The organism is Candidatus Omnitrophota bacterium (assembly GCA_014728045.1).
In the GTDB taxonomy this organism is placed as follows: Bacteria; Omnitrophota; Gorgyraeia; order Tantalellales; family Tantalellaceae; genus WJMH01.
Genome location: WJMH01000022.1, coordinates 44,181 through 69,043, shown reverse-complemented (window position 1 = coordinate 69,043; position 24,863 = coordinate 44,181). Strand labels below are relative to the sequence as shown.

The window sequence follows — 24,863 nt, the reverse complement described above, 5'->3', positions numbered from 1 at the left end:
AATCCTGTCATTTCCGTTTAAAGGCTTTCTTCAGCTGTTTCAGCGTGCCGGTATTGACCACGTCGCTTTTCTCGAGCCACCCTCTTCTTGCCTGCCCCAGGCCGTATTTGATGTAATCAAGTTCGTCTATACTGTGCGCGTCGGTCGATATCGCTATCTTTACCCCTATTTCCTTGGCCATCTTGCAATATACGTCGTTAAGGTCCAGCCTCTCGGGATGTGAATTGAGCTCAAGTATACAGCCTCTTTTCTTGGCTCCTTTCATGATCCTCTCTATATCGAGCTCGTAAGGCTCCCTTTCTTTCAGCATCCTTCCCGTGGGGTGCGCCAGGATATTAAAGTATTTGTTGTCCATGGCCTTCAGGATCCTATCTGTCTGTTTTTTCTTGGAAAGGCCGAACTTGTAATGGACCGCGCAAACAGTATAATCAAGCTCCTTGAGCAGACTATCTGGAAGGTCAAGTGACCCGTTCTCCAAAATATCCACTTCTATTCCCTTCAGGACCGTGATCTTCCTCAGCTTCTTGTTGAGCTTGTCTATCCGCTTGATCTCCCTTTCAACCTCTTTGGCCTTGAGCCCCCCCGCCACGCTGACATGCTTTGAGTGTTCGGTTATGCCCACGTAATCGTAATCCTTCTCTTTTGCCGCGTCCACCATCTCTTCGAGGGTATACTTACCGTCGGTGAGCTTGGTATGCGTATGAAGATCGCCTCTGATATCCCCGGATTCTATAAGGTCCGGGAGCTTTCCCTTTTTCGCGGCTTCGATCTCGCCCCGGTTTTCCCTGAGCTCCGGTTCTATGTATTCGAGCCCTATCTTTTCATAAACCTCTTTTTCGGTCTTGCCGGCTACCCTATTATCCCCCCTGAAGACCCCGTATTCGTTGATCTTGAACTTTTTCTTGCCGGCTATCTTCCTTATCGCGATATTATGGGCCTTTGAACCGGTGAAATAGATGAGTGCGGCTCCATAGCTCACCTGTGGCAATACCCTGAGGTCCACCTGGAACCCTGATTCTAGTTTCACAGATGACTTGGTCTTCCCCTTGGCCAGGACCTTGCCCACGTCCTCGTATTCGGTGAATCTGTCCATTACCCCAGAACCCTTTTTGCAGGTTACAAGAATATCCGCGTCGCCCACGGTCTCTTTTTTCCTCCTGTTGGACCCTGCGATGGTGATGTCCTTTATTTTCTTGTCCTTTTTAAGGTGGCTCACAATGTCCTGCGTTATCTTCTCGGCAACGGCGAGCTTGAGCCTTTCGCCGGATTCTTCTATCGTTTCGATACCCTCGAGTATGCTCTTTTCGGTCTTTTTGCCGAACCCCTTGATCTTTCTGACTTGTCCTTCTTCGGCCGCTTTACGCAAATCCTCCAGGCTTTTTATTTCAAGCTGGTCGTAGATCTTTTTGACGCGTTTACCTCCGAGCCCCGATATCTGCATAATATCGTCCAGCTTGGGCGGCACTTTCTTCTCGAGTTTCTTAAGGTCCGGGAAGGTTCCCTTTTTGAGTATCTTCTTTATCTTGCCCGCAAGATCCTTGCCTATATTGGGAAGCTCGGAGAGGTCCTCATCTTCATCCACCAGGTCAGATACGTTCTTGGAAAGGTTCTTGACCGTCTGCGCCGCGTTCCGGTAAGCTCGTATCCTGTACTGGTTGGCTCCTTTTATCTCAAGAAGATTGGCCATCTTCTCAAAAATATCCGATATATCCTTATTGTGCACGGGCATATACCTCTCCCAGGTAAATTCATTCCATCATTTTCTTCAGTTCCAACGCGTTAAAGGCGGCGTATCCCTTCTGGTCATTATCGAAATAACAGTAGACGTCAAGCCCCTTGTTCAGCCAGGTGCTGAAAGCCCCCGCCCATCCGGAAAGGCTTCTCTTGCTGTACTTGCCCTTGTAGGGACCGTCCGGACCGTGTAACCGGACGTAAACGAAATCGGCGGTGACTTTTTTAGGGGAGATCTTTTTGTCGAGTTCGTATATACAGAAAGCGGCGTTCTTCTCACGGAGCACGCTGTAGACGTCTTCGCTGAACCAGTCGCTGTTACGGAACTCAAAAGTGTACCGCATCCCCCGAGGAAGGATCGAGAGGAATTGTTCCAGCCTCTGGCAGTTCTTGCCCCAGACAGGCGGAAGCTGGAAGAGTACCGGCCCCAGCTTCCCGCCCAGCTCGTTCACGCTCCTGATCAGCCTGTTCACCGGCCTCTTGCCGCATTTAAGCTTTTTCATGTGGGTTATGTAACGACTCGCCTTTACCGAAAAAATGAACTCTTCCGGGACCTGCTTTTTCCATCCCTTGAAGGTCTTCTTGGAAGGTAACTTGTAAAAGGAATTGTTTATCTCCGCCGTACGGAATTTTCCGCTGTAAAAATCCAGCATATCCCCGCTGGAGAGACCTTCGGGATAGAATACGTCTTTCCAGTGGTCATAATGCCAGCCGGAAGTGCCTATATGGATCCGCCCCTTTTTACCCATAGTATTACGATAACAGATAGAAACATAAGATTACCATTGTCTTTTTCACCATTTTGTTGACCTTTTTCCACATTGAAAATAGAGAAAAGAAACTGCCGGCAAGACCGAGCTCGAAGCTTGAACACAATACCTCACATTCCCGATCTGAGGGTGGCCTCCTCCATCTTTTCTATCTCTTCTTTTATCCTGGGGGGAAGGGAGAGTATCTCTATATCCATGAACCCGCGAATAATGACCGACTGGGCCTCTTCCGGGGACATGCCGCGCGACCTCAGGTACTCGATCTCGTCCCTGCTTATTTTGCCTATCGCCGCTTCGTGGGAGAGGTCCACGTCCCTGTAATCGGTTTCAAGTTCCGGCACTGCGTGTATAATGCCTTTTTCGGTAAGCACAAGCCCCCGGCACTCCAGGTGACCTTTTATCTTGCGCTCTTCGGCTTTAAGGTGGCCCCTGGCGATCACCTTCCCTCCGTAACTGACCGCTCTGGAAACTATCTCCGCCTTGGTCTGCTCGCCCCTGAAGACGACCCGGGCGCCTATATCCTGCACGGTATCGGGATGAGAAATGATGAGCGAGTTGAAACTGGCTCGCGATGAAGCTCCCTCCAGAAGAGCGGTCGGGTACATGGTTATGTCGCTTACGGGTTTCAGACAGACATAATTGGATATGAAATTGGCATCTCTGCCGAGAACAGCGACACTCATGGGCCTGACCGAGACATCCTCCCGCCAGGAGTGGATCATGGTGAAGTTCAGGTAACCACCGTCCTCGACGAAGAATTCGGACACCCCCAGGTGGAAACTCTCCCCCGCCGCCTTGGACGCCGCGCATCCGGTGATAAGATAAAGCTCGGCCCCTTCCTCGACCACGATGAGATTATGCACCCTCTGCTTCGAGCCGAGAGCTTTCAGGTAAAGGCAGGCCTGAACGGGCATTTCTATTTTCTGGCCCTTTCTCGCGCGGATGAAATACCCGCCGCTCGTTCTTGGGGGATATTCCTTTTTAGCCTTCCCGAAAGCTTTCCCGTAAAGGGCCTCGGCCTGCGGGTACTTCTTAAGGGCATCCTCCATCTTGAGGACCTCAACGCCCTCGTGGATGCTTCTTGAAAAAAGAAGATCCTCATCCTGCTGCAAAAAACTCGCTGACCTTCCCTCTTCGGCAAGGTCCATGCCGGATGACTCCACGTCTTCGCGGTCATTCTTTTCTACAACATCGCTCAGCTTGTGGTCCTGTCCTGACATTCTTTGCATTTACTGTAACCTTCCTCGCGGATACTTTTAAAAACTTCCTTAGGACTTCTCCCGTCACACCAGATGGTACCTTCCAGCAGAACACAGGCTCTTGCCGCTTCCACGTAATCAAGTATGTACCCGGTATGGGTGATGATAAGCGAGGACCTCGCGCTTTCTTTCAGGTGATCATTGAGAACCCTGCCCATCAGGGCGACGTTCTCTATATCAACACCCGATTCGGGCTCGTCAAGAAGCAGGGTCCGGCAATCCTGCACCAGTACCTGGAATAGTTCCGAGCGTTTCATCTCGCCCCCGGAATAGGCGAGGTTGATATCCCTGTCCAGGTGGCCCTTTAAAGAGAGTTTTCCGGCGAGAGTCTTGATCCTTTCATCGTCATCGGACATATAACGGGCTATCTGGTTGAGCCTTACGCCTCTTATTGCCGGCGGGTGCTGGTACATCACCCCTATCCCCGCTCTGGCCTTCTCTTCTATGGAGAGAGAGCCGGCGTTCTTTCCGTTGTACAAAATCTCTCCCGTCTTGACCCGGTAACCGCTGTAACCCATGATCGCGCGCACCAAAGTGGATTTCCCACTTCCGTTCGGACCGAACATCACCATCACCTCGCCGTCGGCGATGGTGAGATCGATATTCCGAAGGATCTCTTTGCCCTCGACCTCGACGGAAAGGTCCCTTATTTCCAGCATGCCTTCATCCTCTCGTTAACGTAAGGTCAGAGCGACCGGACCGGTTCAATCCATCCACCAGTAGTAATCATAAAAGTCGTAGATGGCCGGATAGGTCTCTTCCTGGCCCTTTATGTTAAGCTCGCTTTCGACCTTGTAAGCTCCACCTTCGAAAGCGTTCTGCACAGCCGCGTCAAGTTCCGCCCAGTCATAGACCTGGCCCTTGAGGGTCACCGTGCCATCATCCACCTCCACCTGTATATCGGTGGAATCGACCAAAAGACTCCAGAAAAGCTGGTCCTGGACATCCCTCTTAATGGCCTTGTCGCTCTTAAGGGGCCAGACATAACTGACAGTGAGGTTGTTCTGGACATCGGCCACCCCGAAAACACGCGAAGCGACATCACTGGCCCTTCTCTTTTCGAAATAGGTATCCACCACGCCGTAGAGATACGCTTTCTGGTTGCGCACGGTCACGCTGATCTCGTACTTCTCAAGATAAGGGTCCCATTCCATGGCACTTCTTACGTTACCCGCTATTATAGCGTCATCGGGCGCCTTGAGCGGCCGCACCTTTATGAAATTTATCACACTGACAACTCCCGCGGTATTTCTGACGTCCCTGGTGGCGGCACGCCTGGCGGCGAAGTTATCGACCTTGCCGCGCAGGGTCACCACACCTTCATCAGCGGAAACGTCTATATCGAAAGAATTCACCCTCGGGTCGTATTTCAGGGTATCTTTTACCGCCTGTTCGATCTTCTCATCCCCTTTTACAACAATCTCTCCCTTTCTTTGCATTTTGTCCTCGAATACCGGGACGACCTCGAGCTTCTGGTCATTGACGGATTCCACCCCGGCGACCCAGGAGTCAAGCACAGCCCGTGTCTTCTCGAAGGCGCTTCCGACACTGCCCGAAAGGGTCACGTCACCGTCATTCACCGAGATGTCTATCAGTCCGGATGCGACATAAATATCCTTCTCAAGTTTCTGCTGTATGTCGCTCTTTATCTCGAAATCGGGTCTTTCTTTCTTGTAGACTACACTTATGACGTTGTCCACCTCCTTGACGCCCGCAACACCTTTGGCCACTCTTCCGGCAAGGGACTTTTCCGCCCAGGAATCCACTTGGCCGGTGAGAGTAACGCTTCCTTCTTCCACCCGAACGGTAACCTCGTACGAATCCGCCGCCGGATCGAGCTGGAGAGCCTTTTCAATATCCCTTCGTATATCCATATCACCTCTTCCAAGGGGCCTGACCTCGATCTCGTTGACAACGCTCCTGGCGCCTTTTACGGTTTCGGATATCCGACCGGCCCTTTCTTTCGCCAGGATGTTATCGACCGACCCTGATAAGGTGACAACCCCCTCATAGGTCTTGACATCGACGAGGTGTGAAGCCACGCCGGGATCGTACAGAAGTTCGCTCTCCACCTGGCGGGTTATCTCCTCGTCCGTTATTTTTCCTTCCTGCGCGCCGGCGATGATGCTACCCGCTCCGGGAAGGATCACAACTGCCGCCACGAGAACCAAACAAACGAATATTATCCTAAGTTCTTTCATTATCCTCCCTTTTCCTTAGATGATATTTATTACTTTCCTTTTAAGGCTTCGTTCACCATCTGGTTGGCATATCCCCATTCGTTGTCATACCAGCTCATCACCTTGACCAGATCGCCGTCAATGACCCTTGTCATGTCCGGGTCAAAAATTGACGCCCTGGGATCTTTTATGATGTCGGATGAGACCACCGGTATCTTGGCGACGCCCAGAACGCCCTTATATCTCTGGGTCTGGGACTCTTCTATGAATATGGAGTTGACCTCCTCTTCAGTGGTCTCTCTCTCGGTGACGAAGACAAGGTCCGCCACCGAACCCACCGGAACGGGAGCCCTTACGGCAACGCCGTCGAATTTCCCCTCATATTGGGGGAGCACCTTTATGGTGGCCTTTGCCGCTCCCGTTGAAGTAGGCACCAGGTTGCAGGCCGCGGCCCTGCCCCGGCGCCATTTACTCGCCGGTGAATCCACGATCGCCTGGGTGGATGTATACGCGTGTATGGTTGTCATTACCGCTTTTTTTATGCCGATCCTCCTCGACATGACCTCCACCACGGGCGTTATGCAGTTGGTCGTGCAGCTTGCGCAGGAGATGATATTATCCTCTCCCTCCTGGACATTGACTCCGTGAACGATCGTAAGCACTTCTTCCGATTTTGAAGGGGCTGAAAGTATCACCTTTTTTGCCCCGGCTTTCACGTGTTTCTCCAGCTCTTCTTTTTTCCCGAAAACGCCCGTGCATTCGAAAACGATATCCACATCAAGGTCTTTCCACGGAAGTTGCGCCGGGTCCTTCATGTGAAGCACCTTGTGCTCCTTACCGTCTATGCAGAGATCGTCCTCTTCGTACGATACTTCCTTTTCGTACCTGCCGTAAACCGTGTCGTACTGCAGAAGGTACGCCAGGTTATCGGTCGGAACAAGATCATTCACGGCCACCAGCTCGAATTCCGGCCTGGAGATGATTATTTTGAGCGCCGCGCGCCCTATTCTTCCCAATCCGTTTATAGCCACGCGTTTCATGGTATATCCTCCTTTTCGGTTCGTTCTTGAACGGGATCCGGGCTTTATCAGTATGCTCTTGGTAGCGACCAGTAACCCAGAACTATCACGAAAACAAGCAGTATCACCAGTATCCAGAAAAAGAAGTTGAAGACCTCTTCGGTCGCTTCGACCTGCTTGGCCTTTTCAGCTACCTCGGCCTTGGTCCTGGGTGGTTGCGGCGGGGCCACGGACGCCAGAAGAACAGCGGTTATTAGTCCTATTATCAGTATGGTCAGCCATGGTATCCCGTAAAAAACCGGTCCGGTGGCGACTATCCAAAGGCTTCCGGCCCAACTCACCAGAAAAATGACCGCGAAGAACATCCAGACGCTCGGCCAGGGGCCTCTTTTCCTAAGAAGAACTACGAAAACCGCCGTAACCGCTATGGCGATCAATAGCGCGAACAATACATCCAGCAGAAACATCTTACCTCCTTATGGTTCGACGATACTTCTTAAGGTCTCAACGTTAACCCGATCGGGTTCAGCTTTCAACTCTCCCCTTGATGCAAGCATGCCGTCCATGCTGTTCAGCCGCCTGCTCCTCTTCTTTAATTTATCCTTTACCTCGCTCTCAAGCCCGGCGACATCTTTGCTTTGTCTGAAAGTTCTTTTCATCATGCGAACAGGTTAACAGACTATCCCCCCCAGAACAATTGCCAGTTTCACCATTTTGTTGACTATTCTCCACGCGCTTTATTCCTTTCTCTTCGAGAAATAATACAGCGGCAATCCAGCGGCAAGGATCGCCAGCCCGGCAAGAGAGGTTTGAACATGCGAAGCGAAAGAGACCACGGCAAGAGCAAATGAAACCATCATGAAAGCTGCCGGCAGAAAAGGGTATCCCCACACCGCGTAGGGCCTTTTCTTATCAGGGTATTTATAGCGGAGAATGATAAGACCGGCGACTACCAGGGCGAAGAATATCCATACAAGAAACCCCGCGAAATACAAAAGCCTGTTAAATGTCCCCCACAGAACGAGTAACACCGACCATACCGCAAGAACGATGATCGCCCGGTAGGGCGTCGCCTGCCTCTTGCTGAGGCGGTTGAAGTATCTAAAATACCTTAAGTCTCGAGCCATGGCATAGGTTATTCTTGAACCGGTCATTATCATCGAATTAATGGTCGCTATCGAGGATACTATCACGACCGATTCGAAGATCTTCCTGCCATAGCGGGTGTGAAGCAGCGTGAACACTTTCGCGGCGACGATATCGGTTCGCTGGATCGCTTCTGGCGGAAAAAGATAAAGATAAAGAGCGTTCGCCCCCAGGTACAGCACTATGACCGAAACTATACCAGTGACAAGCGCAAAGGGCAGGGTCGTTCTGGCGTTTATCGTCTCTCCGGCGACAAAGACATTCTCATGCCATCCCCCATATGTCCACAGTATGGGGATAAGGGCCACACCGAAAAAATATAAAGTATCTCCTCCCCCGCCTTCAAAGGACATCCGGAATCTGCCGTAGTCACCTTCACCGGATATGAAGCCGAGAAATATGAGCGCGACAAGCGCCAGAAGCTTGACCACCACGAAAAAGTTCTGGGTTCTCTTGCTCTGCCGGAGACCGGCGATGTTCACCACACCCAGCAGAACTATAGAGAATACCGCAAAGGGCTTTACGAGGAGCTTGTCCGCCCCCAGGAAGGAAGCCAGGTATTCGGCGAAGATGAAAGCGACCGCAGCCAATGACCCCGCCCTTATCACCAAAAGTTCCGACCACCCGAAAAGGAAAGCGGTCAAGGGCCCGTAACTCTTCTTAAGGTATACATAGTTGCCGCCTGTCTCGGGAAAAGTAGAAGCAAGTTCCGCGTAACAAAGCGCTCCCACCAGAGAGATGAGGCCCCCCGCAAGCCAAGCGACCATAATCAGCCAGGGGCTTTTTATGTACGTGGCGACCTCGGAAGGGACCCTGAAGATACCGACGCCGATGACTATGGCAATAACTATGGCCACCGAATCCCATCTTCCAAGTACTATTTTTAGATCGTCCTTCGTCACTCTAGCTCCTAATCGACGGATCGATTCACCAGTAGAACTCGAAGGTGTTTTATTTACGGATCTTCGATTCCAGAAGATCCAGAAACCGTGCTGCCGGAGCCAGCTGCGCGGCGATGACCGCAAGCCCCAGCAGGAAGAATAGAAAACCCGGTCCCGGCGCTACTGAAAGAACGAGCGCTATCAACCAGAATATCCCTGCCGAAATGAACATGAACGCTTTTTTTAGCGGTCTCTTTGCCCCGAACCTTTCGTGATAATCGGTGAATCTCCTGCCTGGCTGGCCGGTCATGAGCTGCCTAATCCTCTTGGAGACGGCTTTGGATAACGGATCGAGACCGAGATCTTTCAGCAGCCCCCTCTCAGCCATTGATTATCTCACCCCCGTTGGGATGAAGGACCTGGCCGGTCATGTAGGATGAGTCCCGGCTGGCCAGAAAAACATACGAGGGCGCGACCTCTTCCGGCTGCCCCGCCCTTTTCATGACGGTCTGCTCCCCGAAATCCGGCATGTATTCAGGAGGATACGTTGACGGGGTCAAAGGCGTCCAGATCGGTCCCGGTGCGACGGCATTAACGCGTATCTCTTTTTCCGCGAAAAGCAGTGCCAAAGAGCGGGTGAACGCCACCTCCGCGCCTTTGGTGGCGCTGTAATCCAATAGATGCGTAGTGCCCCTGTAAGCTACGACCGAGCTGGTATTTATCACACAGCTGCCCGGCTTTAAGTGCTTGACCGCGGACCTTGTGAGAAAGAAATATGAAAATATGTTCGTTTTGAAGGTCCTCTCAAGCTGTTCGTCGGTAAGGCTCTCTATGTTATCCTGGAAAGGCTGATGCGCCGCGTTATTCACCAGTATGTCTATTTTCCGGAATTTATCCAGGGTTTTCCGCACGACCTCCTCACAGAAAGAGGACTTGCCCACGTCCCCGGGCAGCAGAATGACCTTTCCTCCTTCCTCTTCCACCATCTGGGCGGTCTTTCGCGCGTCCTCATGCTCGTCATAATACACTATGGCAATATCGGCGCCCTCCCGTGCGAAAAAGATCGCGACAGACCGTCCTATACCGCTATCGCCGCCGGTGATGATAGCGACCTTTCCCTTGAGCTTTCCGCTTCCCATGTACCATTCGCCCTTGCAAAGAGGTTTCGGTATCATGTCCTTCTCAAGTCCCGGTGACCTTTCCTGGTGCTGGGGGGGGAATGTTTCTGGCATTTCGCGTGACATCTTTTTCTCCCTTCTTCGAACGGGTCAATCCATAACGCCCGGAGCCTCATTTATTCTTTACTGATCCGGCAAAAGAAAAGCGCGCTGCCGGTCCGTACAGAGGTAAATACGCCTAATGTGCATAAATTCTTCAACAAGTTAAATGAAAAGCACCGACCGTCTTTTTGCCCTCTTTCATATGCCGATTGAACACCTCGTACATCTCCTCCGTGCCCCCGGAAAGAAGTTCTATCCCCTTATCCTCTATCGCCTTGCTGGTCTCATCCGGAATAGCCATGTTGCTGCTGGCGCCGCGGCCGACTACAAGATAATCGGGGCCGTATCCGATGACCCCCTCAAGGTCCTTGGCCGAAAGAGAATGTCCCTCTTCTCTCCACCACTCCGGTTCGACCTTATCCGGATAGACAATAAGGTCGTTTTCATAGGTTTTACCGTTTACCGACATATTGCCGAAGGAATAGGAATCTATCTTCATCTTCCTCACCTCACACTGAAACCGTTAAGCTCACCCGTATATTCTTCTTCCTTTACGTCTACGTCCCTCACGTCAGCGGGTCCTGAACCCTCGTAGCACCATGAGACCATTTCATCAACCGCCTCTTCTTCACCTTCGAAAAGCCCTTCCACCGTACCGTCCCTTCTGTTGGTGATCCAACCGGAGATACCCAAGGAAGAAGCCTTTTCCTCGGCGGTTGTCCGAAAAAAGACCCCCTGCACTCTTCCTTTTATCGTTACATGGGCTCGTTTCTTGGACATTTATGACCTCCTTTCTATTACGATGCGCTTTGTCTGGATGTGAATATATCCTTTGCCTCATCCAGGGTAAGCGGATAACAGTCTATATCACCGAGCTCCCACCTGCCCAGCCCCAGTTCGCCGGCAATGCGCACGTAAGGCGCTTCACCACGCCCGAGAACCTCAGATCCTATCCTGTCGCAGGCCACCGGGTCAGTGGAAGCAATGACAAGTCCCGAATCGAAGGCATTCCCGCCGATCGGACCTTTTCCGGTCATGGCCGGAAATCCCGAGATTATACCAAGATCTATCGTGAACCTCGCGCACATGCCAGCGATGAACGAATGAAGATCTCTGAAGAAATTATGCGGATGCTCCTTCTTATTCCTCGGATGCCCGTAATAATCGGCAGCCGGATAGGACATGGCGATATTCTTAAGGCCGAGCGTCACCACTGCGCTGTCATGTACCTTGTGCTGGGCCAGGGATACTACCGTGTCGTATTCAAGAACATACGGATTGACCATGACGCTTTTTTGGGGACCATGGTCAAGCGAGACTTCCCGGAAGGGCCCCCGGTTATGATCGAAGAACTCGACGTCTTCTTCCCGGATGACCTTATCCAGGCCGAGCAGGGAAAAGATCTTATCGGTCTGGCCGGCTCCCGCTCCGCCGGTCACCGTGATCTTTCGGGGGTTGAAGTGTTTTATATGGCGGAGTGCCCCCTTGAGCGTATCCGGCCGGGTGCAGGCGCTGTTGTCGTCATCACTGGCCCAGGTGTCGTTGGGCTTGACCGCCACATGCTTGCCCCTGAAAAGCCCGTCCAGCCCCTCCATCTCTTCCAGAGCTTTCGTAACGGCTTTTTCGGGATTCATCTCATCAATGATGACTACTCTGCTTTTCACCTTTCGCCTCCCCGAGGACGAACCCCCCTCGCTTTTTCCAGGCGCCTTATCGTCTCCTCGAACTTTCCCCAGTCCTTTATTTTTTCCGTCTGCATAATCTGGCGCACGAGCTCCGCTCTTTCGGACTCGTCCAGATATTCCTTGATGAGAGCCGGGTACATTCTTCTGGCGGTCATCATCTGCTCGGAATACTGCATAATAAGTTCGGCTATCTCCCGATGAGCCTTGTCTACGATCTTTCCGTCATGCAGTTCCAGTTTCTTCCTGGCCTCTTCCAGAAGATCCACGATCTTCCGTATATGACCCTGCTTGCTGATAAAGTCTTTAAGTGCTCCCCTGTCTTCCAGGCTCAGGTCCTTTTCCATGAGTTTTTCATTGATTTTGACCCGCTTGGCATGATGGACCTCCTGCACGAAATCCCGGAAAAATTCGATCACTAGATCTATGAACTCTCTGTTAAGCAGGTCCTTCTCGCTGATCACATCTTCTTCTTTTTTAAGAAGAGTGAGCATCCTGTCTATAAGATCATGTTCTATCTCCATCGCCTGCATGATATCTTTGGGTTTTATCCCGTGCGTGTTCATAGATTCTCACCTCTTCTTTTCCAGCGCCTCGAAGCCTGAAATGATGTCCAGAAGCTCGGCAGTTATTGAGCTCTGGCGCAAATGGTTATAAAGGGACCTCAGTTCGTCCATTTTCTCTTCTATGTTCTTTTCAGCCGCCTGCATAGCCGCGAGGCGGCTGGCGTTCTCGGCTGCCAGCGAATCCATGAAACTCTCATAGATCGAAACGAAAAAATGCTGTCGGATGAGAGAAGAAAACAATTCTTCCGCGGGCGTGTTGAGCAAAGGCAGCATTTTCGTGGGCCACTTCTTTCCCTCAAGTTTCTTTAGCCAGTCCTCGTCGAGCGGGAACAATCTCTTTGCCCCGGGAGAAAAAGCGGCCCCGGATACCGGCCGGTTATTGTATATGTATATGTTCTCGATGCCGTCTGTGCTTCTCCAGCTCTCTATCCGTATGAGCATTTCGTTTATGAGCGGGATTATGCCTTCATCGGAACCGGGGAAGGAAAATACCCTGTCTATTTTTCTATCTCGTATCCTCGAGGCGACCTCTTTGCCCACGCAAATGAGCGCCGCATCAGCGCTCGCGTTCATCTTCTCCATTTCACCGAATGCGCGGGATATGACCTGCTCATTGAATCTCCCGCTCAGGCCCCTCTGTGAACCGAACACTATGATCCCGACGCTGCTTTTGCGGGTATCCTCTCCGGCCAGACGCCCCTTAAGGTTCATCCTCTCCAGTACCAGCCCTAGGGCGCCGTGCAGGTTATCACTGAATTCGCCGAGAGCCTCCACGGCCTGACTGTAATGGCGTATATTGACCGCCGAAAGCACTTTCATGGTCTTGACCACCGACTGCATCTGTTCGGTACTCTGAATCTTCCTGTTTATCGCGGTTATTTTCTGCATAAGGGCTATTTCTCTTCTTCGGGACCCTCCGGTGGGGCTTGTTCTTCCCCGGCATCCTCTTTAAGGTTTTCAACGGCTTTTTTTACGGTCTTCAAAATGCTTTCCCGGTCGCCCTCTTCAAGCTCCCCGCCGGAACGCAGCTTTTCGGCTATTTCCTTTTTCTCTTCCCTGAAGAGCTTCCTGAGGTTTTCTTTGGCTTCGGATATTTTTTCCAATGGCACCTCGTCCAAGAGTCCTTCAGTGACCGCCAGCAATACCGCTATCTGCTCATCGACCGGAATGGGTCCATACTGTTTCTGCTTGAGGACTTCCTGGACACGCCGGCCCCTTTCTATGGTCTTGCGGGTCTGCTCTTCCACCTGCGTACCGAACCTGGCAAAGGCCTCCAGCTCCTTGAACTGGGAATAAGAAAGCTTAAGATCACCTGAAATATCCCTGTAAGAAGGGAACTGGGTCTTTCCACCGACCCTTGAGACCGATTTTCCTATATCGATGGCCGGAAGAACCCCCTGCTGGAAAAGACCGGGCGAGAGATATATCTGGCCGTCGGTTATCGAAATAAGGTTGGTGGGTATGTACGCGGCTATGTTCTCCGCCTGTGTCTCTATGATCGGCAGGGCCGTCAGGGAGCCTCCCCCTTTTTCTTTTTTCAGATGTGTCGCCCGCTCAAGAAGCCGGGAATGTATGTAGAATATATCCCCGGGATAAGCCTCACGGGCGGGAGGTCTCCTCATAAGAAGCGATAGTTCCCTGTATGCCCACGCGTGTCGGGTAAGGTCATCATATACTATAAGTACGTCCCTGCCCTTCTCCATGAAGAACTCTCCCATGGAGGTGGCCGCGTAAGGCGCGACCCATCTGAGACCGGCCGTGTCCTCGCCCGTTGATACCACAACGGAGGTATATTCCATCGCGCCGTGCTCTTGGAGGTCCTCGATAAGTTTTGAAACGGACGAGGCCTTCTTGCCGATCGCGCAATAGATGCAGAATACATCCTTGCCCTTCTGGTTGATTATGGTATCAAGCGCTATCGCCGTTTTCCCTATCTGCCTGTCGCCTATGATCAGTTCTCTCTGGCCCCTGCCTATGGGTATCAGAGCGTCTATAGCCTGGATACCGGTCAAAAGAGGCGTTTTGACAGGAGCCCTGTCCATGATCGCGGGGCAGGGCCTTTCTATAGGCAGCTTCTCTTCCCCGGAGATATCTCCTTTATTGTCCAGAGGGCGGCCGAGCGGGTCCATTATCCTTCCCTTTATGGCTTCTCCCACCGGAACGTCTATGACCCGGCCGGTCCTTTTCAGACTGTCACCGGCGTTCACCAACTCGGTCTTATCCAGCGCCACGACGGATATTTCCTCCGTCCCGAGATCGAAAGCTATTCCTTTATTCCCGCCAGGTAGTTCAATAAGCTCGGCAAAGGTGGCCTCCTTCAATCCCCTGGCGCGGACTATGTCGGTCCCGACATAGTTGATCACGCCGACCTCCTCCACGTTGAGACTCTTTTTGCTTTCTTCTGCGCTATCAAAAGCTTCAAAGACCTCACGGACGGTCCTTTTGAGATTTTCTTTATCCTTTTCCATTTGAAACTCTTCCTTCAAGCTGTTCGGTCACTCTTTTTTCCAGTTCGTCGATATATCCTGACGCGCTCCAGGAGATCCTGGCGCTTTCAGTGGATAGTTCCACCCCGCACAAAGGACCTTCGTTAACCTCATATCCGGGAGGCTCTGACGCACCCATCTGGCGCAGAATTTCATTGAGCCGTTCCTTAAGTTCGTCACCTACGGTAAAAGTGCTCACTACCTTCAGCGAACCGCCGGAATCCTTGAGAAAGTTCCGTATTTTTTCGCTCTGTTCATTCTCCATCGAACTTAAACGTTTTATAAGGGCTTCCACCGCGGCTTCCTCCAGCTCTTTATTAGCAAGCTCAGAGGTCATTTTCCTCAGGATCTGACAGACCTCCTCTCCGGTCTTTTGCTTGAGTTCTCTGAGGAAGTCCTGCTTCTCCTCCTCCACCTGGTCCCGCCACTCTTTTCGCATTCGGTCCAGCTCTTTGCGAGCATCCTCGAGCATGCTGCTCTTTTCTTCCCCCGCCCGGCGCCTGGCCTTCTCCAGGATCTGGTCCTTTTCCTTTTCAAGTTCTTCTCTTTTTTCCTTTATCCTGCTCATCTGGTCTTCCGCTTCTTCTTTGGCCTTTTCTGCCTCACTGAATCGGGACCGGATCCTCTCCTGGCGTTCATCCATGGCCCTTACTATCCTGCGAAAAAGAAAATGGTGCAGTATCCACACCAGGATAAGGAAATTCACTATCTGTGCGGCTACCGTGAATAGATCGATCATTTATTTGCCTCCCGCCATGGCTACGGCCTGGTTCCAGAAGGGATTCGCGAATATGAGTATTATGGATATGACCAGGCAGTAAATGGCCGTCGATTCTATCATGGCCAGGCCCACAAAAAGCGTTCTGATTATGGTGTTCGATTCATCGGGCTGCTGGGCTATCGCCGCCAGGCCCCTTGCGACCGCAAGACCTTCCCCAAGTGCCGGGGCTATCGCTCCCAGCCCGATGGTAACACCCGATGTTATGATCGAGCTTACCGCGACCAATGTAGCGTCCATATCATTCCTCCTTATGCTTGGATCTTTCTGTTTTCTTCTCTTGCTGTTTTGTAAAAGTGCGTACCGCCGACGCTATGTATACCGTCGAAAGCACCGTGAATATGTATGCCTGTATCTGTCCTATGAGAAGCCCGAAAAGGCGCATGATGATCGGCACGAAAAGCGGGGTGATGATAAGCAGAACCGCTATTATCAGCGTACCGCTCATGATATTGCCGAAAAGCCTTACCGCCAGGGCCACTGACCGGGATACTTCGCTCAGAATGTTGAAGGGCAGCATGAACGCGGTGGGTTCTATATAATGCCTCAGGTACCCCGCAACTCCCCTTGAGCGTATACTGAATGCCGGGACGGCGAAAAAAACGCATATGGCCAGTGCGCTGGTCGTCGAAAGCGAACCCGTGGGAGGACGGTATCCCGGCACCACCGTTAGAAAATTGGATACGGCGATAAAAAGGAACAATGCCCCGATGAAGGGAAGGTACGGCCTTTCGTCCTGCCTGACGACGTTCCTTATCTCCTTTCGCATAAAAGAGACCATGCTCTCAAGGAAGTTCTGCCATGCGGAGATCTGGACGTCGGAGCTCACATTCCTGGTAGCCATCCACGAAACGGCAAGAAGCAGACCCATGACGAGCCACGTGTAGACCAAGGTGGCGTTCAGCTTGAGAACGCCCTCCTGCCAGTATACTATCCAGTCCGGGCTAATGTTCATTTACCACCTGCCGGGGCTTTCTGGGCCCAAGTAATATCTTTCAAGAGCCTGACCATGACGAAACGCATCAGGAAAAAACCCGCGGCGCAAGCGATCACAGGTTGAGGCTCGCCTTCACGGGCAAAATAATAGAAGCACAAAGCGCTTATCCCGAGCCTCAGGAAGAACGCCGCCAGGTTGACCGCGACGGGTCGCCTCGACCCGAGCCCCATTTCCAGTGAGAATTTTAGAAGCGAAAAATAAATGATCCCCAAAAAAAGCCCTGATACGAACGGTATCAATAAATCGGTTAGTCCCGTCATGATTTCCTTTCCTCCTCTATCATCTTTCTTTCTCTCTTAACCCAGAACCACGCGTTAAGGCTGCCCAGGGCAACACCCAACACCAGAAAAGTTAGCGTCCATGATATTCTGGTCCTGAATCGTATGTCCAGCCATAATCCCAGCGCCACGCCCAGAAGCGTCGGTATGACCACCGACCACCCTATAATACCCATCATACCCAGCCCGAACCACATGCTGCGGTCTCCCTTCCTGCGGGCCCTTTTCATGCGTTCGCTCTTTCGGAGGATATCCGCGTCGAACTGGCGGTAATATTTCTGTTTGTCCTCTTTCTTATTCATGTAATTCGAGTTCGTACAGTCTTCTAGTGAAATCAGCTTCCATCCTGGCCAGAGCCGTACGGGCTTTCTTCTCTTTTTCGTCATACCGGGTGAACTCTTCCTCGACTTTGCTCACCAGACTTTCCAGGTCCGCGCTTTTGAAGGCGTCCATTACCGATACGGTTACGTCTTTGCCGGTCTTTACCAACACTCCTTCGTCCACAGCGACGAATTCCTCCGGACCGCTTTCTTTAACGAAAGACAACACTCCCGGCACTAGCACTACTACGGTATCTATATGTTTGGGCAGGAGACCGAAATAGCCATCTTTTGACTCGGCCTTGACGCTTCTCACCTCTTCAGCGAGGTATTCTTTCCCCGGCAATAATATCTTGAGCCTCATTCATTCTCCGCTTCCGTGACGCTGCCGATCATGTACAGCGATCTCTCCGGATAATCGGCGTATTCATCCTTGAGTATCCTCTCGCATCCTTCAAGCGCTTCTTTCAGTGTCACCCTCTTGCCTTCATGCCCGGTGAACTGCTCGGTCGTGAAAAAAGGCTGTGTCAGGAACCTTTCAAGCCGCCTGGCCCGTTCAACGGTCTTCCTGTCCCTCTCGGAAAGCTCCTCAAGCCCGAGCATGGCTATGATATCCTTGAGGTCCTCGTACTGCGCCAGTGTAGCGCGTATGTTCTGGGCGATATCGTAATGGTTTTGGCCAACAACGTGAGGGGTAAGTATCTTTGAGTTCGATTTTAACGGATCTATCGCCGGATAGAGCCCCTGGCTCGCCCTTTTCCTGGAAAGGACAATTGAAGAGGACAAATGCCCGAAGGTGTTCACCGCCGCCGGGTCCGTAAAGTCATCCGCCGGTACATATACTGCCTGGATCGAAGTTATCGCTCCGGAGGAAGTACTGCATATGCGCTCCTCCAGGTCGGCCAGCTCCGTAGATAGCGTTGGCTGATAGCCAACGCGTGATGGCAGGTTGCCCATGAGCCCGGAGACCTCAGATCCTGCCTGAACGAACCTGAAAATATTATCTATAAGAAGAAGCACGTCCCTTCCGGCGTCATCCCTGAAATATTCGGCCATGGTCAGCGCCGAGTGTCCGGACCTGAACCTCGTTCCGGGTTGCTCGTTCATCTGCCCGAAAACCAGTACAGCGTTATCCAGGATCTCGGCCTGCCTGATCTCCCTGTACATCTCTTCGCCTTCGCGGTTCCTCTCGCCGATGCCGCAGAAAATGCTCACGCCCTTGTGACGCGCTGCCATGTTGTGTATGGTTTCCATGATGAGCACGGTCTTGCCCACGCCGGCTCCCCCGAACAGGCCCGCCTTCTCGCCTTTTTCAAGAGGGCTCAGAACATCTATGGCCTTTATCCCGGTCTCGAACACTTCAGACCTGGTAGACCTTTTGTTCAAGGGTATCTTCTTGCGGTAGATCGCTCTTTTTTCTTCGGAAGCCACTTCGCCTTTTTCATCGATGGGACTTCCGAAGACATCGAAGACCCTCCCCAGAACAGAATCGCCAACCGGCACCTCTATTGGTTTCTCGGTATCCTCGACATCCATCCCTCGCGCAAGGCCCTCGGTGGCCGTAAGGGCCACTGTCCTTACCGTGCGCTCATCAAGATGCTGCTGCACTTCAAGTTTGATATCCCCTTCGGCAACAAGCAGGTCATTTATCCGGGGAAGCCTCTTCTCAAAGCTGGCATCGACGACACTGCCCCTCACCGATACGATCCTGCCGGGGTTTTTCTTCTGTTTTTCTTTCTGCATCGCTATCCTTTGTATTTGTAAGCGGTCCGGAAAGAGGATATAAAATCCAGGTACTGCTCCAGGAGTCTCACCATGAGGAAGCTCTCACGCACCGTTTCCTTGGCCTTTTTGCCCATTTCCCCGCAAAGATTCCTGTCGCCGATAAGTGTAACTATTCTGTCAGCGGCCTCTTCCGGGCTTGATACCAGATAACCGTTCTCCCCGTCCTTTATCTGGTGTCGTATGCCTCCCACGTCCCCGCCTATCACGGGAGTACCCTTCCACATGGCTTCGGCAACCGTAAGCCCGAACCCTTCCCTGATGGATTTCTGCATCACAACGCAGGCTTTTCTCTGGAGGGCGTTGACCAGCGCGGTGTCTTCCGCGCTCAGGATATGGACAGTCTCATCCCGCTCGTCTAAAAGAGATTTGTAAACCTCCTCCCCTTCCGGGTCATCCGTCGCCACGTTGCCAAGAAGTACCAGTCTGGCGTCCACTTTTTCTCGCGCTTTTTTAAAAGCGTTTATAGCGCCTTCAGGGTCTTTCCATTTATCAAAACGCGAGATCTGCGCGACGAGCGGCAGATCCGTGGGTATCTGGTAATGGTCCAACCTTTCCTGAACTTCCTTTTCGCTGAGGGGCTTGTTCTTGATCGAAAAGGGATCTATTGCCGGCATGAAGAAGACCTGCGGGGTTTCCAGATCTTTTCTGTATTCTTCCAGGCTCATGATGACCCCGTCATACTTCTCCACGACGGGGCTTAGATAATCCCATATTTTATTATCCGGATCCGACATATCCAGATGACAGTGCCATACCCAGGGCCCTTTTTTGTCGTAATGGTGTATCATCCATAAGGGTTGCGGATCATGTATTATGACCAGGTCATGGTCCAGATGGTTCCTTACCGTGTTCTCGAAGATGACCTGTTCGTATATCTTTTTCTTGCGCGGGGTGAGATTTATCTTCCCGCCCTGCAGGGCGTTGTGCATCTTCTTCGTTATGCTGAAGAAGTCCGGCGAACCCTGTATTATCCGCCATCCCGTCTTTATCCCCAGCGAGTTCATGAGCAGCGTCAGCGAAGAGAGTATCTCCGCCACGCCCCCTCCGTAATAGGTGGAGTTAACATGGGCTATATGCATCCCATTGAGGGAAGCGGCTTTTTCCTTAACGCGCTCTATGGTCTTCTCTCCCACAAGATCTCTGTAATCGTCGACTTCGGCAAGATGGTATTTACTCATGTTAAGGCCTGTTCGTCCTTTTTCGTTATCTTTTTGTAGATCCTGTCGGCATCTTCTTTTCTGCAGAGCTCCGTGCCGGGCGTAAGCACGGCCGCTGTCCCGCACGCAACGCCGAACCTGACCGCTTCCGCCAGGGCATTTCCTCGGTCAAGGCTCACTACTATGCCCGCGAGCATACTGTCACCCGCCCCGACTATGCTCTTGACCATGACCTGGGGCGCCGGGACATATTCACATTCGTCTTCAGATACAGCTAGCGCGCCCCGGTGCCCCAGTGAAACGACTATGTTCTTTACTTTTCCCTTTTTTATTATTTTTAATGCCTCTTCCTTCTGGCGGTCCAGTTCTTCCACGCCCTCGCCGGCTAGTTCCTTGAACTCGTTCCTATTGGGCTTGAGCAGGAAAACTTCAAGCTCGGCCAGTTCCTTCAGTGAAGCTCCAGAAGTATCCACTATGAGCTTAGATCCTATCCGGACACAGGTATTTGATAATTCCCTGAAAAATCCCGAAGGCACTCCCGGGGGAAGGCTGCCGCTTGCAACAACATGATCCGGGACATTTTCCATCAAGGAAAGCTTATCCAATAGTGACTTCCATTCCTCCTCCGCGACCTTGCCGCCGGACATGAGGAACCGATACTGCTTCTCGGAACTTCTTTCCTTGAAGACGAGGTTTTCTCTGGTCTCCGAGCCGGTAAGGATGCGCCGGCTTTCTATCCCCTCTTCCTTTACAAGCTCTTCCAGGCGCCTGCCGTAATGACCTCCCGCCAGGTAATAGGCGGTTGAACTTCCCCCGAGACGCTTGATGACCCTTGAGACGTTTATGCCTCCACCTCCCGGATCGCGTCTTGGTGTGCCGCAGCGCATTTTTCTTTCGGGGACCACGGTCTCAACTTCCGCTTCCATGTCAATAGCCGGGTTCATTGTTATTGTTATTATCCTATTGTCGCTGCTCATGTACTTCCTCCGGTCTTTTTCTTCTGCAGGACCATTGCCGAACTAGGCCAGGGCGTTCTCTGCGCCCGAATCCATGGTAAAAAGCACAGAAGTATCAAGTTCTTTCTTGAATTGTCTGAGAGCTTCCGTTCCTTCATCGGACGGCACGCTCAATATGTTGATAAATGCCTCGGGAATATCCTCCACATCCTCCGTACCCGTGATCTGGATGTGCACGTTGGGTATGCGTGCCGTTTCGGCGACCGCCCTGAGGTAGCTCCGTGCTTTTTCCTTTTCCGGGGTCCTTGCCACCAGGCGTAGTTCCGCTTTTCTGTTCAGTTTCAGCTTGTACGCCACAAGCAGCGCGAGGTCATTTTTACCCAGGTCCTTGCCGATCTGCCATTCGTTCTCAGAAGCGTCCAGCCAGACATTAATGAACTGCCCCTTACCCTCCTCCTTCTCGTGCCTGTCGAGGATGACCGCGCCTATATTGTTATCTTTACATATCTGAAGAAGGTCCATGGCCTCCTGGTCGCGGCTCTTGTCTTCGGGTATGGTCATGAAAAGGATGTTCGGCTTGAAAAAAGTGCCCCCGAAGGTCTCTATGCCCGCTTTAAGATTATCCCCGAAAGTAGCGGCCGTTATGACAGTCCATGCAGCAAAAAGGCCCTTTTCACTGAACTTGTCGGCTATGTCGGGAAGCTTTTCGTCCAGTTCCTCTTCCTTCTTCTTGCCGGTTAGACCCACTATCTTCAAAAAACCCTTCGGATAAGCCAGGTCCTTTATAAGGTCCGAGAATCCCTGTATGCGTTCGGGGTCCTCCGCGGGAACCAAGAGATTCGCCTTCCAGGTCCGCTCCTTTGAAACGGTGAGCTCATTGACCTTTTTCGCGGCCCATTCGGCAACGGCCACCAGCAACCCGCTGCGAACGTCCCCGTAAGGCGCCCTGAGGTGCTTTCTGATAAGAAGCATGTGTATTACCAAAACCGCTCCGACCGCCACGAAACCAAAAACAGGATTGATTATGAACATCACCGTCACGCACCCCAAAGCGCCTATTAAAGGCACAAATCTCGGTACTTTGAAAAGCGGACGGAAACTCACCAGCCCGAGGCGCTGCTCTATAAGTACGACCACGTTGATCATAGCGTATGTTATAAGAAAGAACATCGTTATAAGAGGCGCTATCGCGTTAAGGTTCCTTAATAGAAGACTCCCCAAGACTATGCCCCCGGTAAGGAAAAGCGCGTTGCGCGGCTCCCCTTTTTTCGTGCGCGCGGCGAACCATTTGCCGGCTGGTATGATATCGCGCGAGCCCAGAGCCTGGAGTATGCGAGGAGATCCTACCATCGAGGAAAGCGCCGAAGAGAACGTAGCTCCTAGAAGACCTGCTATAACGAGGGGACCCCAGGCAGCCATATCTATCATTACCGTATAATTACGCATCAAGGTATCGGTGGGCGCAGAACGAGCCAGCCAGTATGCCAGAAGAAGATATATTACAAGGCTCAGCCCTATCGCGCCCAGGGTCCCCAGGGGAATGCTCCTTCTGGGGTTTTTTAGTTCCCCGGACATATTCGCCCCGGCCATTATCCCTGTTGATGCGGGAAAGAACACGGCGAAGACCGCCCAGAAAGTGGTGCCGCTGAATCCGGTCTCGGGAGAACCAGCGAACCGGCCCCACCACTGGACAGGATATTGCATCGAACCCCTGACTGCGGATGCGCCTATCGATACCAAAGAGACGATTATCGCCGCGAGTATAAGGTACTGTATCTTGAACGCCAACCCGGCGCTTATGAAAGCAATGATAAAAAGGATCAAAAAGACTGCTATATCAATGACAAGCGGAGAATGTCCCGGGAACATCCAGAGCCATCCGGACCTGAAACCGAATATGTACATGGTCACCGCGAGGGCCTGTGCCAGATACAAGGGTATCCCGACACTTCCGCCCACCTCCAGACCCAGCGACTGGGAGATGACCGAAAATGCTCCTCCCGCACCGATCTTGATGTTGGTCGTGACCGAGGAAAGCGATAGCCCAGTGCAGGCGGTAATACTGAAAGACAGGATTATGATCAGCCACGCGCCAGCAAGTCCCGCATTACCGACAACCCACCCCTCCCTGAGATACATGATAACACCAAGGATGGTCAAAAGCGTAGGTATGAAAACGCCGCTCGCGGTGCCGAAAAGCACGGGCTTTTCGCGTTCTTTTTTCTCTACTTCCTCTTGCAGTGATTCCTGCCCCTTGGGTCGGGTTATTTTCTGGTCCTCTTGGTCAGCGTTCACCTGTTCAACCTCCGTTCAACCGGTCGATCTCGTAAAATATTGAATTGTTCTTATTTTGCCAGATATAGTATTTTCTTATAATCGTTTATATCCACTTTCTATTGACTTTTTTCCACTTTTAGCCTGCTTCTTGTACGGTTCGGCCCGTCCGGAAAAAAGTCAATAAAAAGAAGAAAATGATTCTTCTTTTTCCGCGATGACTGCTATATACTTACTTTTATGAATAACTCCGCGAATGTTTTTCGTAAATATATCTATCTACTGGTCACTGTCTTCTGCCTGATGTCTTTATGCCTTCCCGTTTCGGCCGCGGATAAGCTGGACGGTATTTCCCTTCCTCCCGGATTCCGAATAGAATATTTCGCGAAGAACGTGCCGGGTGCCCGGTCTCTTGCCCGCGGAAGCGAGGGCACTATTTTCGTCGGCACCAGGGATGAAGGAAAGGTTTACGCCATACCCGGTCCGGATAATAACACCGGGGGCGCTTCCGTCATCACCATAGCGAAAGGGCTCAACATGCCTAACGGCATGGCCTTTTACAAGAAAGACCTTTATGTCGCCCAGATCGGCGAGGTAACGAGATATACCGACATAGAGAACCGGCTGAATAACATACCTGATGCGGAAGTCGTGAACGATTCATTCCCCACCACCAGATGGCACGGATGGAAATACATCGCTTTCGGTCCCGACGGCAAGCTCTATGTCCCCGTGGGAGCACCCTGCAACGTCTGTGAGCCCGATAACAGGATCTACGCTTCCATAACCAGGATGAACCCCGACGGTTCGGAACTTGAGATATTCGCCGAGGGTGTACGCAATACGGTGGGTTTCGACTGGCACCCGGTGACCGGAGAGCTATGGTTCACCGATAACGGCAGGGACTGGATGGGCGATAATCTACCGCCGGACGAACTGAACCGCGCATACGAAAAAGCCCTGCATTTCGGCTTTCCCTATTGTCACGGTCAGAATATTCCCGACCCGAGTTTTGGCGGGCTTAGACCCTGTTCGGAATTCGTCCCGCCCGTCCAGGAGCTGGGACCCCATGTGGCGGCACTGGGCATGAAGTTCTATACCGGAAGGATGTTCCCCGAAGAATACAAAAACCAGATATTCATCGCCGAACACGGGTCATGGAATAGAAGCGTCCCCATAGGGTACCGTGTAATGCTGGTGCGGCTGGAAGGCGATAAAGCGGTAAGCTATGAGGTTTTCGCCGAGGGGTGGCTCACAAAAGAAGGTGCATGGGGAAGACCGGTCGATATACTGCTCCTTCCGGACGGGTCCATGCTCGTCTCGGACGACAAAAATGGCGCCATATACCGTATAACCTACGAAAAAGAGGTGCGATAGA

At 52.0% G+C, this 24,863-nt stretch carries 28 protein-coding genes; 1 reads left to right on the top strand and 27 read right to left on the bottom strand.

All coding sequences use genetic code 11. From position 1 onward, the window contains the following. Positions 1 to 7 precede the first annotated feature (7 nt). From polX to GF409_07560, 27 genes are all read right to left on the bottom strand, one after another. Positions 8 to 1,729, bottom strand: a complete 1,722-nt coding sequence (polX, locus tag GF409_07690; GenBank protein MBD3427092.1) for a DNA polymerase/3'-5' exonuclease PolX — start codon at positions 1,727 to 1,729, stop codon at positions 8 to 10. A gap of 19 nt (positions 1,730 to 1,748) precedes the next feature. Next, positions 1,749 to 2,480 (bottom strand): DUF72 domain-containing protein, encoded by a 732-nt coding sequence (locus GF409_07685; GenBank protein MBD3427091.1) that lies wholly within the window; start codon positions 2,478 to 2,480, stop codon positions 1,749 to 1,751. 131 nt (positions 2,481 to 2,611) lie between these two features. Continuing rightward, positions 2,612 to 3,721, bottom strand: coding sequence for a SufD family Fe-S cluster assembly protein (locus tag GF409_07680; GenBank protein MBD3427090.1), 1,110 nt, complete (start codon positions 3,719 to 3,721; stop codon positions 2,612 to 2,614). Beyond that, positions 3,697 to 4,419, bottom strand: coding sequence for an ATP-binding cassette domain-containing protein (locus GF409_07675; protein ID MBD3427089.1), 723 nt, complete (start codon positions 4,417 to 4,419; stop codon positions 3,697 to 3,699). The genes GF409_07680 and GF409_07675 overlap by 25 nt, the downstream gene beginning before the upstream one ends. Positions 4,420 to 4,464: 45 nt before the next feature. Next, the gene (locus GF409_07670; protein MBD3427088.1) at positions 4,465 to 5,961 is read right to left on the bottom strand and encodes a BON domain-containing protein; all 1,497 of its coding nucleotides are present in this window, start codon (positions 5,959 to 5,961) and stop codon (positions 4,465 to 4,467) included. Positions 5,962 to 5,990: 29 nt separating this feature from the next. After that, a complete protein-coding gene (gap, locus tag GF409_07665) occupies positions 5,991 to 6,980 on the bottom strand; it encodes a type I glyceraldehyde-3-phosphate dehydrogenase (protein MBD3427087.1) in 990 nt (329 codons plus the stop codon). Between the two features lie 47 nt (positions 6,981 to 7,027). Continuing rightward, positions 7,028 to 7,426, bottom strand: coding sequence for a hypothetical protein (locus GF409_07660; protein MBD3427086.1), 399 nt, complete (start codon positions 7,424 to 7,426; stop codon positions 7,028 to 7,030). Positions 7,427 to 7,435: 9 nt separating this feature from the next. Then, positions 7,436 to 7,621: a hypothetical protein gene (locus GF409_07655; protein ID MBD3427085.1), complete on the bottom strand. Its 186-nt coding sequence runs from the start codon at positions 7,619 to 7,621 to the stop codon at positions 7,436 to 7,438. 75 nt (positions 7,622 to 7,696) lie between these two features. Continuing rightward, positions 7,697 to 9,130: an amino acid permease gene (locus tag GF409_07650; protein ID MBD3427084.1), complete on the bottom strand. Its 1,434-nt coding sequence runs from the start codon at positions 9,128 to 9,130 to the stop codon at positions 7,697 to 7,699. After that, complete coding sequence (locus GF409_07645) at positions 9,057 to 9,374, bottom strand: hypothetical protein (GenBank protein ID MBD3427083.1); 318 nt, start codon at positions 9,372 to 9,374, stop codon at positions 9,057 to 9,059. The genes GF409_07650 and GF409_07645 overlap by 74 nt, the downstream gene beginning before the upstream one ends. Next, positions 9,367 to 10,218 carry an SDR family oxidoreductase gene (locus GF409_07640; GenBank protein ID MBD3427082.1) on the bottom strand — a complete coding sequence of 284 codons (852 nt, stop codon included), beginning with the start codon at positions 10,216 to 10,218 and terminating at the stop codon, positions 9,367 to 9,369. Before GF409_07640 ends, GF409_07645 begins: the two co-directional genes overlap by 8 nt. Positions 10,219 to 10,360: 142 nt before the next feature. Beyond that, positions 10,361 to 10,705, bottom strand: a complete 345-nt coding sequence (locus GF409_07635; GenBank protein ID MBD3427081.1) for a hypothetical protein — start codon at positions 10,703 to 10,705, stop codon at positions 10,361 to 10,363. A gap of 5 nt (positions 10,706 to 10,710) precedes the next feature. Continuing rightward, entirely contained in the window at positions 10,711 to 10,986 is a 276-nt protein-coding gene (locus GF409_07630; protein MBD3427080.1) for an acylphosphatase, read from the bottom strand. A 17-nt stretch (positions 10,987 to 11,003) separates the two neighbouring features. Beyond that, entirely contained in the window at positions 11,004 to 11,870 is an 867-nt protein-coding gene (locus GF409_07625) for a DUF362 domain-containing protein (protein MBD3427079.1), read from the bottom strand. Further along, on the bottom strand, positions 11,867 to 12,454 hold the full coding sequence (locus GF409_07620; protein MBD3427078.1) for a hypothetical protein: 588 nt from the start codon (positions 12,452 to 12,454) through the stop codon (positions 11,867 to 11,869). Before GF409_07620 ends, GF409_07625 begins: the two co-directional genes overlap by 4 nt. A gap of 6 nt (positions 12,455 to 12,460) precedes the next feature. After that, a complete protein-coding gene (locus tag GF409_07615; protein ID MBD3427077.1) occupies positions 12,461 to 13,342 on the bottom strand; it encodes a F0F1 ATP synthase subunit gamma in 882 nt (293 codons plus the stop codon). A 5-nt stretch (positions 13,343 to 13,347) separates the two neighbouring features. Next, positions 13,348 to 14,922: an alternate F1F0 ATPase, F1 subunit alpha gene (locus GF409_07610; GenBank protein MBD3427076.1), complete on the bottom strand. Its 1,575-nt coding sequence runs from the start codon at positions 14,920 to 14,922 to the stop codon at positions 13,348 to 13,350. Further along, positions 14,909 to 15,679, bottom strand: coding sequence for a hypothetical protein (locus GF409_07605; GenBank protein ID MBD3427075.1), 771 nt, complete (start codon positions 15,677 to 15,679; stop codon positions 14,909 to 14,911). Before GF409_07605 ends, GF409_07610 begins: the two co-directional genes overlap by 14 nt. After that, complete coding sequence (locus GF409_07600; protein MBD3427074.1) at positions 15,680 to 15,958, bottom strand: F0F1 ATP synthase subunit C; 279 nt, start codon at positions 15,956 to 15,958, stop codon at positions 15,680 to 15,682. It abuts the gene before it with no gap. A gap of 1 nt (position 15,959) precedes the next feature. Beyond that, positions 15,960 to 16,673 (bottom strand): F0F1 ATP synthase subunit A, encoded by a 714-nt coding sequence (locus tag GF409_07595; GenBank protein MBD3427073.1) that lies wholly within the window; start codon positions 16,671 to 16,673, stop codon positions 15,960 to 15,962. Beyond that, entirely contained in the window at positions 16,670 to 16,975 is a 306-nt protein-coding gene (locus GF409_07590; GenBank protein ID MBD3427072.1) for a hypothetical protein, read from the bottom strand. Before GF409_07590 ends, GF409_07595 begins: the two co-directional genes overlap by 4 nt. Beyond that, positions 16,972 to 17,295, bottom strand: coding sequence for a hypothetical protein (locus GF409_07585; protein ID MBD3427071.1), 324 nt, complete (start codon positions 17,293 to 17,295; stop codon positions 16,972 to 16,974). The genes GF409_07590 and GF409_07585 overlap by 4 nt, the downstream gene beginning before the upstream one ends. Further along, positions 17,288 to 17,677, bottom strand: a complete 390-nt coding sequence (locus tag GF409_07580; GenBank protein MBD3427070.1) for a F0F1 ATP synthase subunit epsilon — start codon at positions 17,675 to 17,677, stop codon at positions 17,288 to 17,290. The genes GF409_07585 and GF409_07580 overlap by 8 nt, the downstream gene beginning before the upstream one ends. Continuing rightward, positions 17,674 to 19,056 (bottom strand): F0F1 ATP synthase subunit beta, encoded by a 1,383-nt coding sequence (locus GF409_07575; GenBank protein MBD3427069.1) that lies wholly within the window; start codon positions 19,054 to 19,056, stop codon positions 17,674 to 17,676. Before GF409_07575 ends, GF409_07580 begins: the two co-directional genes overlap by 4 nt. A 2-nt stretch (positions 19,057 to 19,058) precedes the next feature. Then, complete coding sequence (locus GF409_07570) at positions 19,059 to 20,276, bottom strand: glycosyltransferase (GenBank protein MBD3427068.1); 1,218 nt, start codon at positions 20,274 to 20,276, stop codon at positions 19,059 to 19,061. Then, positions 20,273 to 21,232, bottom strand: a complete 960-nt coding sequence (locus GF409_07565; protein ID MBD3427067.1) for a hexose kinase — start codon at positions 21,230 to 21,232, stop codon at positions 20,273 to 20,275. Before GF409_07565 ends, GF409_07570 begins: the two co-directional genes overlap by 4 nt. Positions 21,233 to 21,274: 42 nt before the next feature. Next, a complete protein-coding gene (locus GF409_07560) occupies positions 21,275 to 23,479 on the bottom strand; it encodes a Na-K-Cl cotransporter (protein MBD3427066.1) in 2,205 nt (734 codons plus the stop codon). Between the two features lie 309 nt (positions 23,480 to 23,788). On the opposite strand from GF409_07560, the gene GF409_07555 reads away from it, so the two are divergent. Further along, positions 23,789 to 24,862: a sorbosone dehydrogenase family protein gene (locus tag GF409_07555; protein ID MBD3427065.1), complete on the top strand. Its 1,074-nt coding sequence runs from the start codon at positions 23,789 to 23,791 to the stop codon at positions 24,860 to 24,862. The last annotated feature ends 1 nt before the right edge of the window (position 24,863 follow it).

Coding starts and splice junctions, on each gene's coding strand:
- GF409_07565 (MBD3427067.1), bottom strand. CDS start 21,232: ATGAGCAGCGACAATAGGATAATAACAATAACAATGAACCCGGCTATT.
- GF409_07580 (MBD3427070.1), bottom strand. CDS start 17,677: ATGAGGCTCAAGATATTATTGCCGGGGAAAGAATACCTCGCTGAAGAG.
- GF409_07585 (MBD3427071.1), bottom strand. CDS start 17,295: ATGAATAAGAAAGAGGACAAACAGAAATATTACCGCCAGTTCGACGCG.
- GF409_07590 (MBD3427072.1), bottom strand. CDS start 16,975: ATGACGGGACTAACCGATTTATTGATACCGTTCGTATCAGGGCTTTTT.
- GF409_07615 (MBD3427077.1), bottom strand. CDS start 13,342: ATGCAGAAAATAACCGCGATAAACAGGAAGATTCAGAGTACCGAACAG.
- gap (MBD3427087.1), bottom strand. CDS start 6,980: ATGAAACGCGTGGCTATAAACGGATTGGGAAGAATAGGGCGCGCGGCG.
- GF409_07555 (MBD3427065.1), top strand. CDS start 23,789: ATGTCTTTATGCCTTCCCGTTTCGGCCGCGGATAAGCTGGACGGTATT.
- GF409_07635 (MBD3427081.1), bottom strand. CDS start 10,705: ATGAAGATAGATTCCTATTCCTTCGGCAATATGTCGGTAAACGGTAAA.
- GF409_07620 (MBD3427078.1), bottom strand. CDS start 12,454: ATGAACACGCACGGGATAAAACCCAAAGATATCATGCAGGCGATGGAG.
- GF409_07670 (MBD3427088.1), bottom strand. CDS start 5,961: ATGAAAGAACTTAGGATAATATTCGTTTGTTTGGTTCTCGTGGCGGCA.
- GF409_07595 (MBD3427073.1), bottom strand. CDS start 16,673: ATGAACATTAGCCCGGACTGGATAGTATACTGGCAGGAGGGCGTTCTC.
- GF409_07630 (MBD3427080.1), bottom strand. CDS start 10,986: ATGTCCAAGAAACGAGCCCATGTAACGATAAAAGGAAGAGTGCAGGGG.
- GF409_07640 (MBD3427082.1), bottom strand. CDS start 10,218: ATGCCAGAAACATTCCCCCCCCAGCACCAGGAAAGGTCACCGGGACTT.
- GF409_07575 (MBD3427069.1), bottom strand. CDS start 19,056: ATGCAGAAAGAAAAACAGAAGAAAAACCCCGGCAGGATCGTATCGGTG.
- polX (MBD3427092.1), bottom strand. CDS start 1,729: ATGCCCGTGCACAATAAGGATATATCGGATATTTTTGAGAAGATGGCC.
- GF409_07655 (MBD3427085.1), bottom strand. CDS start 7,621: ATGATGAAAAGAACTTTCAGACAAAGCAAAGATGTCGCCGGGCTTGAG.
- GF409_07680 (MBD3427090.1), bottom strand. CDS start 3,721: ATGTCAGGACAGGACCACAAGCTGAGCGATGTTGTAGAAAAGAATGAC.
- GF409_07660 (MBD3427086.1), bottom strand. CDS start 7,426: ATGTTTCTGCTGGATGTATTGTTCGCGCTATTGATCGCCATAGCGGTT.
- GF409_07610 (MBD3427076.1), bottom strand. CDS start 14,922: ATGGAAAAGGATAAAGAAAATCTCAAAAGGACCGTCCGTGAGGTCTTT.
- GF409_07675 (MBD3427089.1), bottom strand. CDS start 4,419: ATGCTGGAAATAAGGGACCTTTCCGTCGAGGTCGAGGGCAAAGAGATC.
- GF409_07570 (MBD3427068.1), bottom strand. CDS start 20,276: ATGAGTAAATACCATCTTGCCGAAGTCGACGATTACAGAGATCTTGTG.
- GF409_07605 (MBD3427075.1), bottom strand. CDS start 15,679: ATGATCGATCTATTCACGGTAGCCGCACAGATAGTGAATTTCCTTATC.
- GF409_07600 (MBD3427074.1), bottom strand. CDS start 15,958: ATGGACGCTACATTGGTCGCGGTAAGCTCGATCATAACATCGGGTGTT.
- GF409_07645 (MBD3427083.1), bottom strand. CDS start 9,374: ATGGCTGAGAGGGGGCTGCTGAAAGATCTCGGTCTCGATCCGTTATCC.
- GF409_07685 (MBD3427091.1), bottom strand. CDS start 2,480: ATGGGTAAAAAGGGGCGGATCCATATAGGCACTTCCGGCTGGCATTAT.